The organism is Saccharopolyspora hordei (assembly GCF_013410345.1).
In the GTDB taxonomy this organism is placed as follows: Bacteria; Actinomycetota; Actinomycetes; order Mycobacteriales; family Pseudonocardiaceae; genus Saccharopolyspora; species Saccharopolyspora hordei.
Window position 1 is genome coordinate 454,978 of record NZ_JACCFJ010000001.1, and the last position, 17,717, is coordinate 472,694.

12 protein-coding genes are annotated in these 17,717 nt (G+C 72.5%); 5 read left to right on the forward strand and 7 right to left on the reverse strand.

Features of this window, described 5'->3' with window-relative positions:
- Positions 1-14 precede the first annotated feature (14 nt).
- Positions 15-2,453: a helix-turn-helix transcriptional regulator gene (locus HNR68_RS02155; RefSeq protein ID WP_343049888.1), complete on the reverse strand. Its 2,439-nt coding sequence runs from the start codon at positions 2,451-2,453 to the stop codon at positions 15-17.
- A gap of 23 nt (positions 2,454-2,476) precedes the next feature.
- Positions 2,477-3,844, reverse strand: a complete 1,368-nt coding sequence (locus tag HNR68_RS02160) for an Hsp70 family protein (RefSeq protein ID WP_179717104.1) — start codon at positions 3,842-3,844, stop codon at positions 2,477-2,479.
- 284 nt (positions 3,845-4,128) lie between these two features.
- Between HNR68_RS02160 and HNR68_RS02165 the strand changes: the two genes are divergently transcribed.
- The 3 genes from HNR68_RS02165 to HNR68_RS02175 all read left to right on the forward strand — a co-directional run bounded on the left by HNR68_RS02165 (position 4,129) and on the right by HNR68_RS02175 (position 9,222).
- Complete coding sequence (locus HNR68_RS02165) at positions 4,129-5,412, forward strand: IniB N-terminal domain-containing protein (RefSeq protein WP_218888168.1); 1,284 nt, start codon at positions 4,129-4,131, stop codon at positions 5,410-5,412.
- 166 nt (positions 5,413-5,578) lie between these two features.
- Positions 5,579-7,393 carry a dynamin family protein gene (locus HNR68_RS02170; protein WP_179717108.1) on the forward strand — a complete coding sequence of 605 codons (1,815 nt, stop codon included), beginning with the start codon at positions 5,579-5,581 and terminating at the stop codon, positions 7,391-7,393.
- Positions 7,390-9,222, forward strand: a complete 1,833-nt coding sequence (locus HNR68_RS02175; RefSeq protein WP_179717110.1) for a dynamin family protein — start codon at positions 7,390-7,392, stop codon at positions 9,220-9,222. The genes HNR68_RS02170 and HNR68_RS02175 overlap by 4 nt, the downstream gene beginning before the upstream one ends.
- 225 nt (positions 9,223-9,447) lie before the next feature.
- Here the strand turns inward: HNR68_RS02175 and HNR68_RS02180 are convergent, their stop codons facing one another.
- The 5 genes from HNR68_RS02180 to HNR68_RS02200 all read right to left on the reverse strand — a co-directional run bounded on the left by HNR68_RS02180 (position 9,448) and on the right by HNR68_RS02200 (position 15,471).
- Entirely contained in the window at positions 9,448-10,893 is a 1,446-nt protein-coding gene (locus HNR68_RS02180) for a catalase (RefSeq protein ID WP_179717112.1), read from the reverse strand.
- Entirely contained in the window at positions 10,890-11,393 is a 504-nt protein-coding gene (locus HNR68_RS02185) for a Fur family transcriptional regulator (RefSeq protein WP_179717114.1), read from the reverse strand. The genes HNR68_RS02180 and HNR68_RS02185 overlap by 4 nt, the downstream gene beginning before the upstream one ends.
- Before the next feature lie 99 nt (positions 11,394-11,492).
- Positions 11,493-12,968, reverse strand: a complete 1,476-nt coding sequence (locus tag HNR68_RS02190; RefSeq protein WP_179717116.1) for a gluconokinase — start codon at positions 12,966-12,968, stop codon at positions 11,493-11,495.
- A 185-nt stretch (positions 12,969-13,153) separates the two neighbouring features.
- Complete coding sequence (locus HNR68_RS02195) at positions 13,154-14,206, reverse strand: aspartate-semialdehyde dehydrogenase (RefSeq protein WP_179717118.1); 1,053 nt, start codon at positions 14,204-14,206, stop codon at positions 13,154-13,156.
- Positions 14,206-15,471, reverse strand: coding sequence for an aspartate kinase (locus tag HNR68_RS02200; RefSeq protein ID WP_179717120.1), 1,266 nt, complete (start codon positions 15,469-15,471; stop codon positions 14,206-14,208). The genes HNR68_RS02195 and HNR68_RS02200 overlap by 1 nt, the downstream gene beginning before the upstream one ends.
- Before the next feature lie 425 nt (positions 15,472-15,896).
- Between HNR68_RS02200 and HNR68_RS02205 the strand changes: the two genes are divergently transcribed.
- Both HNR68_RS02205 and HNR68_RS02210 read left to right on the forward strand, forming a co-directional pair.
- Positions 15,897-16,973 (forward strand): hypothetical protein, encoded by a 1,077-nt coding sequence (locus HNR68_RS02205; RefSeq protein WP_343049889.1) that lies wholly within the window; start codon positions 15,897-15,899, stop codon positions 16,971-16,973.
- Between the two features lie 60 nt (positions 16,974-17,033).
- Positions 17,034-17,657: a nitroreductase family protein gene (locus HNR68_RS02210; RefSeq protein WP_179717124.1), complete on the forward strand. Its 624-nt coding sequence runs from the start codon at positions 17,034-17,036 to the stop codon at positions 17,655-17,657.
- The last annotated feature ends 60 nt before the right edge of the window (positions 17,658-17,717 follow it).

The window sequence follows — 17,717 nt, forward strand, 5'->3', positions numbered from 1 at the left end:
CCGCGCCCCCGCCGTCAGCGGTCGGAGCCGAGGAGCTCGCGCAGGCGGTCGAGCAGGTCCTGCCTGGTCGTGGCGCCGAGGCGCTGCTTGATGCGGCTGATGTGGTGCTCCACCGTCTTCGCCGAGATGAACAGGCGCTTGCCGACCTGCTTGTAGGTCAGGCCCGCCAGCACCAGCTCGGCGACCTCCTTCTCCCGCTCGCTGAGCACGCCGCCGTCGCCGCCGCCCACCGCGCGCGGCCGCGGCGGCTTGCCCTGCAGCGCCCGCGCGCACTCCAGCAGCCCCAGCATCGCGCGCCGGTCGGCGGTGCGGATGGCCGCCTGCCCGGCCAGCCGCGCCCCGTCCCAGGCGAGCCCGGCCGCGTGCAGGGCGCGGGCGGTCTTCTCCACCTCGTCCTGGTCCACCTGCCCGCCGAGGATCCCCAGCCACACGCGCGCCGCGTCGGCCATCGCCGCCGCCAGCGGGTTGTGGTGGGCCATGGCGCCCAGCTCCGCCGCCCGCTGCTGCGCGGTGCCCAGCTCGTCCAGCACGATCGAGGCCTGCAGCCGCTTCCAGGTCAGCATCGAGGTCCACAGCGGCGGGTTGCCCAGGCCCTCGAGCAACGCCAGCGCCTCGGTGAGGTACGGGTCGATCCAGTCCAGGTCGCGCAGGCGCGCGGCCATGACCACCAGCTCACCGAGCGGCAGCAGCGCGAACAGGTCCACCGAGTGCTCGGCGATGACCTGGCGGGCCTGCCCGCGCGCGGCGGCGAGCGCGGCCATGTCGTTGTCCCGGCTGGCGATGCCGGCCTCGAGCGCGGTCGCCAGCAGCCGGTCCCGGGCCGTCAGCGCCCCCGTCGGCAGCTTCGCCCGCGCGGCCACCGTGTCGCCCCGCACCAGCGGCAACCACGCCGACAGCAGGCGGTGCCGGTTGCGCAGCAGCGGGCCCCCGGTGCCGGTGGCCACCGCGCGCTCCAGCGTGGACGCGGCCACGTCGAGCTCGCCGCAGTGCAGGGCGACCAGCGCCGCCAGCGACGCCGGCGAGTCCGGCAGCACCACGCCGCGCCCCACCGGTTCCGACAGCGACGCCGCCCGCACCAGCGTGGACAGCGCGTTGGAGGCCGACCCGGTGACCGACTCCCGCACCCCGCTGGCCAGCTGCGCGGCGGCGCCGGTCATGGACGTCGGCGGGCCGGCGTCGTCGGAGGAGTCCAGCAGCGCGTCGGCGTCGGCCAGCCGCCCGACCCCGATCAGGCCGACCGCCGCGAACGCCCGGTCGCCGGGCCAGCGCAGCCGCCCGACCGACCAGCGGCACATCTCCGCGGAGCGCTCCAGCAGCCCGCGCTGCGCCAGCACGCTCGCCGCGACCTGCACGCCGAGCTCCCGGTCCGGCACCGCGGAGTCCACCACCACCTGGTCGGCCAGCCGCAGCGCCTCGTCCAGCTGCCCCGCCACGGCGGCGGCCCGCGCGCGCCGGGCGGCCACGGACGCGGGCGGCGCCCCGGCCGACACCGCGGCGTCGAACAGGCGCGGCGCCAGTTCCGGCGCGTCCAGCAGGGCTTCCTCGCCGGCCTGCTCGAACGCCTTGGCCAGCGTCGCCTCCGGCAGCCGCGCGATCTCGGCGCCGAGCAGCGGGGCCACCAGCGGCAGCACCGGCCCGCCGCGGGACAGCTGGGTCTCGACCAGGCGGCGGGTCACCTGCAGCCGCCGCTCCCACGGCGTCAGCCGCAGCACGGCCGCGCGCACGATCGGCAGCAGCACGTCGTCGGCCGCCACCAGGCCGCTGGCGCGCACCGCCAGCAGCGCGGCGCCGATCTCGGCGGTGTCCAGGTCGAGCAGCGACGCCAGCAGGTCCGGGTGCGGGGTCGCGCCGACCGCCATCGCCGTCACGCACGCCCGCCCGGCGTCGCCGAGCTGGTCGAAGTCGTGCTGGAACTGGTCGAGCGCACGCTCCGGCAGCTGCGTGACGTCCGGCTCGGCGGTGGCCAGCACCCGGCTCACGTAGCGGGGGACGCCCCCGGTCTGCGCGTGCAGCCAGCGGATCCACTCGGCGGAGGCGTCCCGGACCTGCATCGCGAGCTCTTCCTGGCTGAGCGCGGAGAGCAGCACCGGGGCACCCAGCTCGCCGATCAGCTCGCCGAGCGCGTCGGGCCGCGGACCCGGCCGGTAGGTGACCACCAGCCGGGCCTCCGGTGCCCGGGCGAGCTCGACGAGCCGACCGAGCACGGACTCGTCGAGCCGGTGCGCGTCGTCGACCAGCACCGCGCCCTCGTCCGCCCGGTCCAGGTCCGCCGTGCCGAGCACCGGAACTCCCGCGGCGCGGTAGGCGTCGGCCAGCTCGGCCAGCAGCGCGCTCTTGCCGTACCCGCCGGGGCCCTGGACACCTGCGGTGATCGGCGCGGCAGGCGCGGTGGCGACCGCCGACCGCAGCCCGGCCGCGTGCCCGTCCAGCAAGGAGATCGTCGATTGGTTCACGCCTGGAGTCCCTGTTCGTCCCGTCAGTGGCGCATCAGCTGCAGAAGTCCCAGCAACCCGCCGTTCGGCGGGGAGGTCGGCCAGAGGAAGGTGAGCACGAGGCCGCCGAGGACCAGCACGGCGGCCACGGACAGCTTGATGATCTTCATCCGCCGCGCGCGGTCCTCGTCCGGGGGCTCCAGCGGCATCGGCTCGACCTCGACCGGTGGCCGCGGGGCCTCCGGGACCTCGACCTCCTCCTCGTCCAGGTCCGAGCCCTCGATGCGCACCAGCACGCTGGTCTCGTCGACCGAGCCCTCGTCGCCGGTGGTCGACAGCACCTGCGCGGCGGCCGACGCGGCCCCGCTGGCGGCGGCCAGCTCCGGCGCGACGTCGACCTGCGGCGGCACCGTGAGCCGGTCGGCCACCAGCTGCTTGAGCAGCGGGACCCGGGCGGTGCCGCCGGCCAGCACCACCGCGTCGAGGTCCTCCGGGGCCAGCGTGGCCGACTGCACCGCCTGCAGGACGAGCTCCGGCACCCGCTCCAGGTGGGGCCGGACGAGCTGCTCGTAGCGGCCGCGGGAGACGGCGAACTCGGTGCGCACCCCCGGCAGTTCCACCCGCACCTGCACCCCGGCCTGGTGCGACAGGGCCTCCTTGGCCCGGACGCACTCGGCGCGCAGGTGGAACAGCGCGGCACGCTGGTTCAGGTCGTCCAGGTCCAGGGCGTCGAGCCGCTCACCGAACTGCTCGCGGACCGCGGCGAAGATCTCGTCGTCGAGGTCCTGCCCGCTGGGGTGGTCCGCGGTCAGCGGGGACCCCACCACCTCGAAGCCGCGCTGCCTGCGGCGCAGCACGGTGGCGTCCATGCCGCTGCCGCCGATGTTGGCGACCGCGATCGGCTCGTGCTCCGGGACGCGCTGCTTGGCGGCGTAGTCCAGGGCCACCGCCATCGGCTCCGGGACCATCGTGACGTCGCCCAGCCCGAGCTGGGCCAGGGCCTGCTGCACGAGCCGGACGCGGTGCGGCCCCCAGGTGGCGCTGTGCGCGAGCGCGATGTGCTCGGCCGGGTGCCCCTGCCGGGCGGCCACCGTGTCGGCGACCCACTCGACGAGGGTCGCCACCAGGCTCTGGGCGGGGACGAACTCGTTGCCCACCAGCAGCGGCAGGTCCTCACCGAGGCGGTGGGTGAACCCGCGCACCACCCACTCGTGGTGGGCGATCTCCTGCCGCTGGGCGGCTTCGCCGGCCACGTACGACCCGTCCTGCACCTTGCACAGCACGGTCGGCACCACCGGACCGGACGGGGACAGCGGGACCGGCGTCGCCGCGCCCCACCGGGTCCCATCGCGGCGCGCGATGGCCGCCGTCGTCACCGTCGCGCCCAGATGAACGCCCAGGACGTAAGGCATGCAATCCCTTCGTGTTACCGATCGGCCACCATCGGGCGATACCCGATGGCGGCGCAGGGTGGACACAATCTAGCGCGCTGCGGTTACGCAGAGGTATATGACTCCCCAACGCCGCCCCTAACGGACCACCTAGTGGATCCCCTAATAGAGGTTCAAGTAACTAGGAGTCGTACCCGATGGCGGGGGGGCTCCCGCCCAATAGCGTGATCGACACAGGAGTGAGGGACCGCGCGACCTCACTCGGACATCCCCAGTCGAGAACGCTGAGCATCGGAGGCCCAACGATGGCGAACTCTCAGCACGAGACCGGTCGGGCCGAGTCCTCCACTCCAGACCCCGGGACGCACTCTGCCGGCCTTCCGGACCAGCCGACGCTGCACGAGTTCCTCACGCGCCTCGTCAGCGACCCGGCGGCCCGGTCGGCCTTCGACGCCGATCCGCGAGCCACGTTGGATGCGGCCGGACTCGGGGACATGAGCGCGACGGACGTGCTGCAGGCGACGTCACTCGCTCTCGACTACGCGCCGGTCGAGGTGGTGGCGGAGTACGGGCGCTCACTCCAGAGCAGCGTCGAGAAGTTCGCTGCGAGCTCCCAAGCCGTCGCGTTCAACGAACTGCATCCCGCACATCCACTAGAGCAGGAAGAACAGAGCATGCTGCAGAACACCCCCGCACAGCCCGGCGACTTCGACAAGGACAACGACGTCGACGCGAACCTGCCGGCTCCGGCTCCGCAGGAGAACACCAACGTCGACGTCGACATCGAGCAGAACGACTCGCACAACCTGATCAGCGTCCACCACGTGCTGAGCGGCAACGACATCGCCAACGGCAACGTCATCGGCTCGGTCCTGGGCGACACCGTCGGCCAGGTCGGTGACACCATCGGTGGCGTGGTCTCCGAGGTCAACTCGACCGTCAACAACGTCTTCGACACCACCGTCGACGTCGCGGTCGGCGCCACCTCCACCGTCTACGGCGACGTGACCAACGTGGTCGGCGACATCGCCAGCGGCAACGCCACCGGCATCGTCGGCGACGTGACCAACGTGGTCGGCGACGTCACCGGTGTCGCGGGCGACGTGACCGGTGTGGTCGGCGACGTGACCGGCAACGTCGCGGGCGGCGACGTGACCGAGATCGTGGCCAACGTCCCGGTCGTCGGCGACGTGGCCGGCGAGGTCACCAACGTCGTGGGCAACGTCCCGGTCGTGGGCGACGTGGTCGGCGACGTCGCCAGCGGTGACGTGACCGGTGTGGTCGGCGACGTCACCGGCGCGGTCGGCGGCGTGACCGGCGTGGTCGGCGACGTGGCGGGCAACGTCCCGGTCGTCGGCGAGGTGACCGACGTGGTCGGCGGCGTCGCGAGCAACGTCCCGGTCGTGGGCGACGTCGTGGGCGGCATCACCGGCGGCGACGTGAACACCCTGCCGGTCGAGGACGCCACCTCCGCGGCGGCCGAGCCGGTCGAGGCCGTGACCGACACCGTCAGCAGCCTGCCGGTCGTCGGCGACGTGGTCGACACCGCCACCGACGCCCTGCCGCTGGACGTGGACGGCCTGCTCTGAACCACGCAGTGAGCGCCTGAGTGCCGGGATCCGCCGGACGGTGGATCCCGGCATTCCGCGCATTCCGCGCATTCCGCGACGATTCCCCGTCCCTCGGCGGCCCGGGGCGGTGTGAGTTCAGCCGATCGGGTTTCTTCCGCCGCGACGGCACGCCACAATCGACGCCGTGATCGAGACGGCGTTGGTGGATCTCATCGATCGCGCGACTGCGGAGTGCGCCGAGCAGCAGCGTGCCGATCTGCACAACCGCCTGCGCCAGATCCGCACCAGAGTCCTCGACCCGACCCAGCTCGTGCTGGTCGTCGGTGAATCGGGACAGGGCAAGAGCGCCCTGGTCAACGCCCTGGTCAACGCGCCGGTGTGCGCCTCCGGGGACGACGTCACCACCGTCGTGCCCACGCTCGTCCGCTACGCCGACGAACCCACCGCCCTGCTCCTCGAGCACGAACCCACGCACGGCCCGGCCGCGCTGGACCGCACGCCGGTGCCCGTCGAGCAGGTCCGCGAGCACCTCGACCGCGCCCTCGCGAACGGCCGCCCCGTCACCCGCGGCGAGGTCGGCATCCCGCGCGCCGTGCTCAAGAACGGGCTCGCCCTGATGGACACCCCCGGCGTCGGCAGCGTGTCCTCGTCGCTGACCGCCACCACGCTCGCCGTGGTCGCCGAGGCCGACGCGCTGCTCATGGTCTCCGACGCCACCCAGGAGCTGACCACCAACGAGCTGGCGTTCCTCAAGCAGGCCACCGCGCTGTGCCCGAACGTCGCCCTGGTGCAGCCCAAGATCGACCGCACCCCGCACTGGCGCAAGGTCGTCGAGGTCAACCGCAAGCACCTGCACAACGCCGGCATCGCGGCCAAGATCTTCCCGGTCTCGGCCGCCATCCGGATGCGCGCGATGCAGGCCAAGGACAGCAACCTCAACGCCGAGTCCGGCTTCCCGCCGCTGCTGGAGTACCTGCAGACCGAGCTGGCCGGCAAGCACGAGCAGTTCACCCGCCGCCTCGTCGCGCACAACGTCTCCGAAGCGCTGTCCCAGGTCAACGACGCGCTGAAGACCGAGCTCGCCGCCCAGAACCCGCGCACCGCCGCGCAGACCCTGGTCGAGCTGGAGACCGCGCAGCGCCGGGCCGAAGACCTCCGCCGGGTCTCCAACCGGTGGCAGAAGGCGCTCAACGACGGCATCGCCGAGCTCTACACCGACATCGAGTTCGACTTCCGCGAGCGCAGCTGGGCGATCCTGCACGAGGTCAACGAGATCTTCGAGACCGCCGACCCGCTGGAGGTCTGGGACGACTTCCGCGACTGGCTCACCGACCGGCTCCTCGACGCGATCTCCGAGACCTTCCAGTGGCTGGAGGCCCGGCAGGCGCAGCTCGCCGAGGTCGTCGCCGAGGAGATGCGCGCCGAGCACGACGCGATCGTCCCGCAGCTGGTGGACATCCAGCCGCCCAACCCGCTGGACGAGGTGCCGGAGCCGAAGCTGCCGAGCCGCAGCGAGTACAAGCGGTTCGACCAGTTCCTCACCGGGCTGCGCGGCTCCTACGGCGGCGTGCTGATGTTCGGCATGATCACCTCGTTCGGCCTGGGCCTCGGCCTGCTCAACGTGGTGTCCATCTCGGCCGGTGTGCTGCTGGGCCTCAAGAGCCTCGACGAGGAGAAGGACTCCCGGCTGCGCCGCCGCCAGACCGAGGTGAAGACGGCCGTGCAGCGCCACGTCGAGCAGGTGATCTTCCACGTCAACCGGGAGGCCAAGACCGCCATCCGCACGGTGCACCGCACCCTGCACACGCACTTCATGCAGATCACCGAGAACGCCCAGGCGGAGATCAGCCGGGTCATCCAGGAGATCAAGCGCAACGCCGAGCGCAGCGCGGTGGACCGCGACCAGCGGGCCCGGGAGATCCGGCAGAAGCTGGAGGAGCTCACCGCACTGCGCCGCAAGGCCACCATGCTCACCCAGAACCGGATCACCGCCGCATGACCGGGGAAGCCCTGCTGGACCGCGCCCGTGCGCTGCTGATCCGCACGATGACCTTCTACCGGGACGACCCGCGCACCTCCACCTGGCTGCGCGGCCGGCTGGAACGGCTCGACCAACCGCTGCGCATCGCGGTCAGCGGCCGGGTCAAGGCGGGCAAGTCGACGCTGATCAACGCGCTGGTCGGCGCCGAGCTCGCCCCCACCGACGCCGAGGAGCGCACCCAGGTCAGCACCTTCTACCAGTACGGTCCCGAGCCGAGGATCCTGGTGCACACCCCGCACGGCACGGTGCAGAACGTGCCGGTGACCACGCTGGACGCCGGGACCATCCGCGACCTGCAGCACTGGCGGCCCGACGAGGTGGCGCGGCTGGTCATCGAGTCGCCCACCCCCGGTCTGCAGTCCATCACGCTCATCGAGACGCCGGGCGTGGCCTCGGCGGCGGTGCAGGAGACCGGGCGGTCGGCGCTGGCGCAGATCCTGTCCGAGGCCGACGCCGTGCTGTACCTGACGCGCTACCCGCGGCAGACGGACCTGCAGTTCCTGCAGTCGGTCAACGAGCTGGAGACCGCGCGGCGCGTCCCGATCAGCACGATCGTCGCCTTCTCCCGCGCCGACGAGACCGGCGACGGCGGGCCGGACGGGCTGCAGGCGGCCGAGCGGATCGCGGAGACCTACCGCAACGACCCGACGCTGCGGTCGTTCACGCAGCACCTGATCCCGGTGGTCGGGCTGCTCGGGCAGGCGGTCGCGACCATGACCGACGAGGACTTCACCGCGCTGGGCAACCTCTCCCGGCTGTCGGAGAACGACCTGGACGCGCTGCTGCTGTCCGCGGACCGGTTCATCAACAGCAAGATCGAGTCGACGCCCGGGCCGGTCCGGCAGCGGCTCTTCGAGCGGTTCGGCCAGTACGGCCTGCGGCGCGCGCTGACCCTGCTGCGCAGCGGCGTGGAGCGGAAGGACCTGCGGGCGGCACTGCTCGAGGAGAGCGGGCTGAACACGCTGCACGAGACCCTGCACCAGCAGTTCGTGGAGCGCCAGGACGCGCTGCGCGCCCGGTCCGCGCTGCTGGCCGTGGACATGGTGCTGCGCGCCAACCCGCGTCCCGGCGTGCAGCAGCTGCGCGGCGAGTTCGAGCGGCTGCTGCTCAACTCGCACGAGTGGGACGAGCTGCGGCTGCTGTCCGCCCTGGACTCCGGTCAGGTGCGCTTCCCCCGTCCGCTGCAGGCGGAGGCGAAGCGCCTGCTGGGTGCGAACGGCACCAGCGCGTACGCGCGCCTGGGGCGGGACGAGACGACGCTGGCGGTGGACCTGGCCGACGAGGCGGCGGCCGCGCTCGCCCGCTGGCGCCAGCAGTCGGTGAACCCGATGCACGACCGCGTCCACCGCGACGCGGTCCGCACGGTCCTGCGCAGCTGCGAACGCCTGGTCGCCCACCAGATCCACAGCCCCCACCGTTCCCAGCAGTCGGCGGCGCAGCAGGCCGCTCAGCAGCAGGCGGCTCACCAGGCCGCCCAGCAGCAGGCCGCCACCCAACAAGCAGCTCAGCAGTCGGCGGCGCAGCAGCAGGCTGCGGCTCACCCGGCCCGAGCCGCTCGACCACCGGGCCACCAGACCGGCCGACACCAGGTCGCGGAGGTCACGCAGGGCGCGCAACCACCGCGGAGCCGAGCCCAGTCCGCCCACGCGCACGAGGCCCAACCCGAGCAGCCGAGCCAGTCCGGCCGCCGCCACGCCGCGCGGCACCAGGCGCAGCAGGCACAGCACCAGACCCGCCCACCGGCCCACTCCGGCCCGCAACCCCCGGGCGCCCACACCCGCCAGTGACCCAAGGCGCCCCGACGCCACCGCACCGCCCAGCGGCCGCCCGGAACTGCGGCCTCCCCACGGGCAGGCCGCGTCGAGGGGCTGGTGCTGGGCGGTCGGTGCGGGCGACGACCCCAGGAACGAGCGGAGGTCCCGGGAGCCGGGCGCTCCCAGGACCTCCGCGCGTGGTGGTCGCCGCAGTCAGCAGCGGGGGGCCGACGTCGTCGGCCCAGCTCCGGGCCTAGCTCAGCCCTGGACCTTCTCGGCGATCTTGTCGCCGGTGTCCTTGTCGACGTTGCGCCAGTACTCCAGCGCCTTCTCCAGGACCGGCTTGCTCACGCCCTTGGACAGGTGACCGGCCACGTTGTCCACGAACCGGGCCCGCTCCTCGTCGCTGAAGACCTTGCGGACCAGGGTGCCCGGCTGGCCGAAGTCGTCGTCCTCGGCGTGCAGGCGGTACGCCGAGCGGATGACCTCCTGCTCGATGCCGTACGCCGAGTCGTCGGTGCCGTAGGAGGCGTCGGCGTGCGGGCCGCCGTAGGAGTTCGGCGCGTACACCGGGTCGTGGTCGATGCTGAAGCGCATCGCACCGTCCTTGGAGTAGCTGTTCACCGGCGCGATCGGGCGGTTGACCGGCAGGTCCATGTAGTTGGTGCCGATCCGGTACCGGTGCGCGTCCGGGTAGGAGAACAACCGGCCCTGCAGCATCTTGTCCGGCGAGGCGCCGATGCCCGGGACCATGTTGGCCGGCTCGAACGCGGCCTGCTCGATCTGGGCGAAGTAGTTCTCCGGGTTGCGGTTCAGCACGAACCGGCCGACCTTGATCAGCGGGTAGTCGCCGTGCGGCCACACCTTGGTCAGGTCGAACGGGTTGAACCGGTAGTCCGCGGCCTCCTCGAACGGCATGACCTGGACGTACAGCGTCCAGCTCGGGTGCTCGCCCGACTTGATCGCGGTCCACAGGTCGCGGATGTGGTGGTCGGCGTCCTCACCGGCCATCCGGTCCGCCTCGGCCTGGGTCAGGAAGTCGTGGCCCTGGTCGGTCTTGAAGTGGTACTTGACCCAGAACTTCTCGCCGGCCGCGTTGATCCACATGAAGGTGTGCGAGCCGTACATGTTCATGTGGCGCCAGGTGCGCGGGATGCCGCGGTCACCCATCAGCCAGGTCACCTGGTGCGCCGACTCCGGGCACTGGGTCCAGAAGTCCCACTGCATGTCGTGGTCGCGCAGGTGGTTGTCGGCGCGGCGCTTCTGCGAGCGGATGAAGTCCGGGAACTTGATCGCGTCGCGGATGAAGAACACCGGCGTGTTGTTGCCGACGAGGTCGTAGTTGCCCTCGCTGGTGTAGAACTTGATCGCCGTCCCGCGCGGGTCGCGCCAGGTGTCGGGCGAACCCAGCTCACCGGCGACCGACGAGAACCGGACCAGCGTCTCGGTCCGGGTGCCCGGCTGGAACACGGCGGCCTTGGTGTACTGGCTGACGTCCTCGGTGACCTCGAAGAAGCCGAACGCGCCACCGCCCTTGGCGTGCACCACGCGCTCGGGCACCCGCTCGCGGTTGAACTGCGCGTTCTTCTCGATCAGGTAGTGGTCCTGCAGCAGCACCGGGCCGTTCGGGCCCGCGGTCAGCGAGTGGTCGTCGCTGGCAACCGGGATGCCGGCGTTGGTCGTCGTGGGTCGCACCGAACTCACGATCGTCCCTCCTCGTGGTGGTCGTTGTGGTGATCCCCCGGCCGGGCCGCCTGGGACAGGCAGTCGGGGCAGTACCCCCAGAACACGACTTCCGCCTCGTCCACCGCGTAGCCCGCGGTGGTCGAGGGCGTCAGGCACGGCGCCGCGCCCAGGACGCAGTCGACGTCCTCGGTGCGGCCGCACCTCCGGCACACCAGGTGGTGGTGGTTGTCGGCGATGCGCGCCTCGAACCGGGCCGGGTGGCCGGCCGGTTCGATCCGCCGCAGCAGGCCCGCGCTGCTGCACGCGTTGAGCACGTCGTAGACGGCCTGCGTGGACACCGAACCGAGTTCCCGCCGCACCGCGGTCGCCACCTGGTCCGCGGTGGCGTGCGGGTGGTCCGCGAGCCACCGCAGCACGGCGAGCCGCGGCTTGGTGACGCGGAGTCCGGCGGCGCGCAGCCGCTCCTGCGGGTCTCGTGCGCCCGCCGAGCCGGTGCCGGTGGATGCTCTGAGGGTCATGACGGCACCCAGTCTGCCACAAATAAACTGGAATGAGTCAAGAAAACACTCGGAAGTGTCGTTCCCCTCATCGCCCCCCGCCTGCCCGGCGGGTCAGGATCAGAGCGGCAGGTCACGCAGGGTCTCGTAGATCCGCTCCAGCGCCACCCGGCGCCGCGCCATGAGCCGCGCGGCCTCCTCGTCCGGCGTCGCCCGGCCCCCCACCACGACCAGCTCCGCGGCGCGCTCCAGCGAGTCGAACTCGCCGAGCGCCCGCCACCCGAGCAGCACCGCGCCGAGCCCGGAACCGCCGCTGCCCTCGGCCAGGCCGAGCTCCATGCCCAGCGCCGTCGCGATGGCGTCCGCCCACAGCGCGCTCCGGAACCCACCGCCGGTGGCCCGCACCGAGTGCACCTGGGCACCGGAGTCGCGCACCGCGTCGAGCACGAGCGCCAGCTGCTGCGCCACGCCCTCGACGACCGCGCGGGTCATCTCGGCGCGCCCGTGCGAGCGCCGCAGCCCCAGGAACGAGCCGGTCAGGCCGGGCTCCCACCACGGCGCGCGCTCGCCGAGCAGGTACGGCAGCGCGATGAGCCCGTCCGCCCCGGGCGGCACGGCGGCCGCCTCGTCGAGCAGGTCGGCCACGTCCACGCCGAAGGCCTCGGACGCCCACTGGGCGACGACCGCGCCGTTGCTCACCGCACCGCCGACCACCCACAGCCCGTCGGCCAGCGCGTAGCTGAACGTCCGGCACCGCTCGTCGACGCCCGGCTTGTCCCGGGTCACCCGGAGCGCCCCGCTGGTGCCCAGGGACAGCGCCGCCACCCCCGGCTGGACCGCACCGACGCCGAGGTTGGCCAGCGGCCCGTCCCCGCCGCCGAGCACGACCGGCAGGCCCGTCGGCAGCCCCACGGCCGCGGCGACCCGCGGCGCCAGCGGCATGGTCGTGGTCGGCGAGTGCAGCTCCGGCAGCTGGTCGGCGCGGACGCCCGCCACCTCCAGCGCCGGTTCGTGCCACTGCAGCGTCGACATGCCCTGCAGGCCGCTGCCGGAGCTCAGCGAGTGCTCGGTGACCAGCTCGCCGACGAAGTCCGCGACGACGAAGTCCTTCAGCGCGCACCACCGCACCACGTCGCGGGTCAGGTCGGGGCGGCTGCCGGTGAGCCAGGCCAGCTTCACCATGACCGACTGCGTGTGGACCGGGGTCCCGGTCGCCCGGTGCAGCGCGGCGGCGGTGTCGCGGTCGGACCGGATCCGCGCCGCGACCTCGGCCGCCCGGGTGTCCGCCCAGGTGAACGCCCGGGTGGCGGGAGCGCCGGAGCGGTCGAGCCCGACCAGCGTGTGCATGGCGGTGCTGAACGACAGCCCGGCCACCTCGTGCCCGTGCTCGGCCGCCCAGGCCGCGCACTCGGCCAGCGCCTCGACCGCGGCGTCGCGCACCTGCACGGCGTCCTGCGTCGCCTCCCCCGGCTCCTCGGTGCGCAGCGGGTACCCCCGCTCGGTCTGGTGCAGGACGTGCGCATCGACGCCCGCCGCGACGACCTTCGTCGCCGTGGTGCCGAGATCGATGCCGAGGACAACCGGGGCAGAGCTCATGGGCCCAACCTATCCGCCGGTCGCAGCCGATCCGGCCACGCCTCCACAGCGGACACCGCCCGGCGGTCGCGCTTGTCGTCGAACGCCGGTCGAGCGGCCACCCGCCCTCCGCTCACCCGCGACGACGAGGGCGCCTCCCTCCTGCGACCGGGGAGGAGGGAGGCGCCCTGTCGAGCCGGATGTGCTCAGGCCACGAGGGTCTCGGCGATCTCGTAGGTGTTGAGCGCCGCGCCCTTGCGGAGGTTGTCCCCGCAGACGAAGAAGTCCAGCGTGTTCGGGAAGTCCAGCGCCTGGCGGACGCGACCCACGTAGGTCGGGTCCTCGCCGACCACGGCGGCCGGCGTCGGGAACACGCCGTTGTCGTGGTCGTCCTGCAGCACGATCGTCGGCTGGGCCTCGAACACCCGGTGCGCCTGCGCCACGGACACCTCGCGCTCGAAGGTGGCGTGCACCGCCAGCGAGTGCGTGGTGACCACCGGCACCCGGACGCAGGTCGCGGAGACCTTGAGGTCCGGGATGCCCAGGATCTTGCGGGACTCGTTGCGGACCTTGAGCTCCTCGGAGGTCCAGCCGTCGTCCTTGCGCGACCCGGCCCACGGCACCACGTTGAGCGCCAGCGGGGCCTTGAACGGCGTCTCCGCGGGCAGCCCGGCCGCGGCCAGCGCCTCGGCGACGTCACCGGACCGCGCCCCGACGCCCTTGCCCGCCACCGCCGCGATCTCCGCGTGCAGCCGGTCGATGCCCTCCTGACCAGCACCGGAGGCGGCCTGGTAGGAGGAGACGACCAGCTCGCGCAGGCCGAACTCGCGGTGCAGCGCGCCCAGCGCCGCCATCATCGACAGCGTGGTGCAGTTCGGGTTGGCGATGATGCCCTTCGGGCGCTCGTGCACCTTCTCGGCGTTGACCTCGGGCACCACCAGCGGCACGTCCGGGTCCATCCGGAACGCGCCGGAGTTGTCCACCGCGATGGCGCCGCGCTCGGCGGCCACCGGGGCCCACTGCGCCGAGACCTCGTCCGGCACGTCGAACAGCGCGATGTCCACGCCGTCGAAGGCCTCCGGCGCGAGCTCCACGACGGTGCGCTCCTCACCGCGCACGGTGATCTTCTTGCCCGCCGAGCGCGCGGACGCGATGAGCCGGACCTCGCCCCACGGCACCGACTCGCGCTTGTTGATGATGTCGATCATCACGGTGCCGACCGCGCCGGTCGCACCCACGATCGCCAGCGTCGGCGCCATCAACGACCACTCCCCGCGTACACGACGGCTTCCTCGTCACCACCGAGCTCGAACGCCTCGTGCAGGGCACGCACCGCGTCGTCGAGCTGGGTGTCGCGGATCAGCACCGAGATCCGGATCTCCGAGGTGTTGATGATGTCGATGTTCACCCCGGCGTTGGACAGCGCCTCGCAGAAGGTCGCGGTGACGCCCGGGTGCGAGCGCATCCCGGCGCCGACCAGCGAGACCTTGCCCACCTGGTCGTCGTAGACGACCTCCTCGAAGCCGACCTCGTCCTTGATCTTCTCCAGCTCGGCGACGGCCACCGCGCCGTTGCTGCGGGCCACCGTGAAGGTGATGTCGGTGCGCCCGGACGAGGTGCTGGAGACGTTCTGCAGCACCATGTCGATGTCGATCTCGGCGTCGGCGACCACGCGGAAGATCCGCCCCGCGACGCCTCGGTTGTCGGGCACACCGCGCACGGTGACCTTCGCCTCCGACCGGTCGTGCGAGACGCCGGTGATCATGGCCTGTTCCACGGAAAGATCCTCCACTGAGCCGGACACGGTCGTACCGGGCTTGGGCGAGTAGGACGAGCGGACGTGCAGCGGCACGCCGTAGCGGCGGGCGTACTCCACCGCGCGCAGGTGCAGCACCTTCGCGCCGGTGGCCGCCATCTCCAGCATCTCCTCGTAGGTGATGCGCTCGAGGTGCTTGGCGTTGGGCACGATGCGCGGGTCCGCGGTGTAGACACCGTCGACGTCGGTGTAGATCTCGCACACGTCGGCGTTCATGGCCGCCGCCACCGCGACCGCGGTGGTGTCCGACCCGCCGCGGCCGAGCGTGGTGATGTCCTTGGTGTCCTGCGAGACGCCTTGGAAGCCCGCGACCAGCACCACCTGGCCCTGGTCCAGCGCCTCCTGCACGCGTCCCGGCGTGACGTCGATGATCCGGGCGTTCTGGTGCGCCGAGGTGGTGATCACCCCGGCCTGCGACCCGGAGAACGAGCGGGCTTCCGCGCCGAGCGACTCGATGGCCATCGCGACCAGCGCGTTGGAGATGCGCTCCCCGGCGGTCAGCAGCATGTCGAGTTCGCGCTCCGGCGGAGCCGGGTTGACCTGTTTGGCGAGGTCGAGCAGCTCGTCAGTGGTGTCTCCCATCGCGGAGCACACGACCACGACGTCGTTGCCCGCTTTGCGGGTCTCGACGATGCGTTCGGCGACGCGTTTGATGCGATCAGCACTCTCGAGCGAGGAACCGCCGTACTTCTGGACGACGAGCGCCACGTGAAACAAACCTCCTCGGCCGTCGCGGTCGTCCCGGGCACGGGTTGTACCCGCACTGACACCGGTGACGAAGAGCGCCGACGCCCCGTTGGTGCGCCGGGCCGCCCCATCGACCGAGCAGTCGGCAGCGTCGGCCGTGTACCGGCCGAAACGGCCTCTACCAGGTCGCTCCGCTGCCGGAACAGCCTACCGAACCGATCCCGCTCGACCCCAGTCCAGGCGACCGCCACTACGCTGTGGACCTCGATTGTCGACAAGCGCGGAGGACTGGGTTGCCCGCCACTCCAGGTGCGATCGAGCCGCCCCGGGGCAGTTCTGGACACAGCCCCGCTACGCAGCGGAAACACACCGAGCCTCGAACCCCGGGTCGATCGCTGGACGACTCGCCGCAGCAGCGCCGGCTCGTCACCGCGGCCGCACCGGCTGTGGTTTACCTCGCAATCCGGGCGGTCGGCCTGTTGGTGCTGGTCTGGCTGTCGGCGGCCAACGACGAGTCGATCGTGGACAACCTGACCGCGTGGGACGGGCAGTGGTACCTCGAGATCGCCCAGCACGGTTACGGCGGCGTGGACCCGAACATGGTCGACGGGTTCGGCAACCGCTACCCGGAGACGCCGCTGGCGTTCTTCCCCGGTTACCCGTTCCTGGTGGTGGCGTTCTCGCTCCTCCCGGGGTTCAGCCCCACGGGTGGCGCGATCACCGCGAGCCTGGCGTGCGGGGTGGCCGCCGCCTACGGGCTGGCGCGGCTGGGGCGCCGGATCGGCGGGTCCGAGGGGGTCGGGCTGCTGCTGGTGGCGCTGTTCGCGGCGGCGCCGATGTCGGTGGTGCTGTCCATGGCCTACTCGGAGGCGCTGTTCTGCGCGCTGGCGATCTGGGCGCTGATCGGGATCCTCGAGCGGAACTGGCTGCTCGCCGGGCTGTGCTGCGCCGCCGCGGGCCTGGTGCGGCCGACCGCCGCTGCCCTGGTCGGGGTGGTCGGGCTCGCCGCGGTGGTGGCCGTCGTGCAGCGCAAGGACACCTGGCGGCCGTGGCTGGCGCTGCTGCTCGCGCCGAGCGGGATGCTGCTCTACATCGGGTGGGTCGGGGTGCAGACCGGCAGCCCGACCGGGTACTTCGCGCTGCAGCAGCGCGGGTGGTCCTCGCACTTCGACGGCGGGGTCGCCACCGGGCAGTTCGTGCTGGAGTCGCTGACCACCGAGGCGTCGGTGTTCGAGACCTTCACCACGTGGGTCGTGGTGGCCGCGGTGGTGCTGTTCGTCATCAGCCTGTGGCACCGGCTGCCGTGGCCGCTGCTGGTGTTCGCCGCCGCGGTGCTGGTGCTCGACCTGGGGTCGGACGGGCTGATGTACTCCAAGGTGCGCCTGATGCTCCCGGCGTTCCCGGTGGCCATCGGGCTGGCCCGGCGCCGGACGACCACCGCGGTGGCGACGGCGGTGCTGCTGGTGTTCTTCGGCTCGTGGTTCGGCGCCTACTCGCTCACCGCGTGGCAGTACGCGATCTGACCGTTGGACAGCGGCGGGTGAGCGGGACAGACTCGCGGACGACGACCTGGGAGGTGCCCCGTGACCGCTGAGGACCGCACGCTCGAGGTCCCCCCGAGCAAGCCCGCGCAGACGTCCGTGCCGGTGCACCCGCTGCTGGCCGAGCGGTGGAGCCCGCGCGCCCTCGACCCGGAGACGACGGTGACCGACGAGCAGTTCACCGCGTTGTTCGAGGCCGCCCGGTGGGCTCCGTCGTGGGGCAACACCCAACCGGCGCGCTACATCGCCGCACGGCGCGGGGAGCCGACCTTCGACCGCATCCACGGCACGCTCTCGCGCGGCAACAAGGGCTGGACCAGCAGCGCCGCCGCGCTGGCGATCGGTGTGACACGCGTGGTCGACGAGGACGGTGAGCCGATGCCCTACGGCGAGTACGGCCTGGCGCTGGCGACGGAGAACCTGGTGCTGCAGGCCGTGGCCGAGGGGCTGTGCGCGCACCAGATGGCCGGCTTCGACCGGGACGCGGCGCGCGCCGAGTTCGGCATCCCGGCCGAGTTCGAGCCGATGGTCGCGATCGCGGTCGGCGGCCTGGGCTCGTTGGCGGGCATGCCCGAGCGGCTGCAGGAGAAGGAGCTCCGGCCGCGCACCCGCCTCCCCCTGTCCGAGCTGGTCTTCACCGACTCCTGGGGCACGCCGCGCTTCTGATCGCGCCCCAGCCGGCGGTCGCGGGCCGCGGCGAGGCTGCCGGTGCGCCGCGCTGGACCG

What these genes read in the sequence shown, in the direction of transcription:
- HNR68_RS02160 (WP_179717104.1), bottom strand. Translation starts at nt 3,844, where the DNA reads ATGCCTTACGTCCTGGGCGTTCATCTGGGCGCGACGGTGACGACGGCG.
- HNR68_RS02165 (WP_218888168.1), top strand. Translation starts at nt 4,129, where the DNA reads ATGGCGAACTCTCAGCACGAGACCGGTCGGGCCGAGTCCTCCACTCCA.
- HNR68_RS02175 (WP_179717110.1), top strand. Translation starts at nt 7,390, where the DNA reads ATGACCGGGGAAGCCCTGCTGGACCGCGCCCGTGCGCTGCTGATCCGC.
- HNR68_RS02185 (WP_179717114.1), bottom strand. Translation starts at nt 11,393, where the DNA reads ATGACCCTCAGAGCATCCACCGGCACCGGCTCGGCGGGCGCACGAGAC.
- HNR68_RS02190 (WP_179717116.1), bottom strand. Translation starts at nt 12,968, where the DNA reads ATGAGCTCTGCCCCGGTTGTCCTCGGCATCGATCTCGGCACCACGGCG.
- HNR68_RS02195 (WP_179717118.1), bottom strand. Translation starts at nt 14,206, where the DNA reads ATGGCGCCGACGCTGGCGATCGTGGGTGCGACCGGCGCGGTCGGCACC.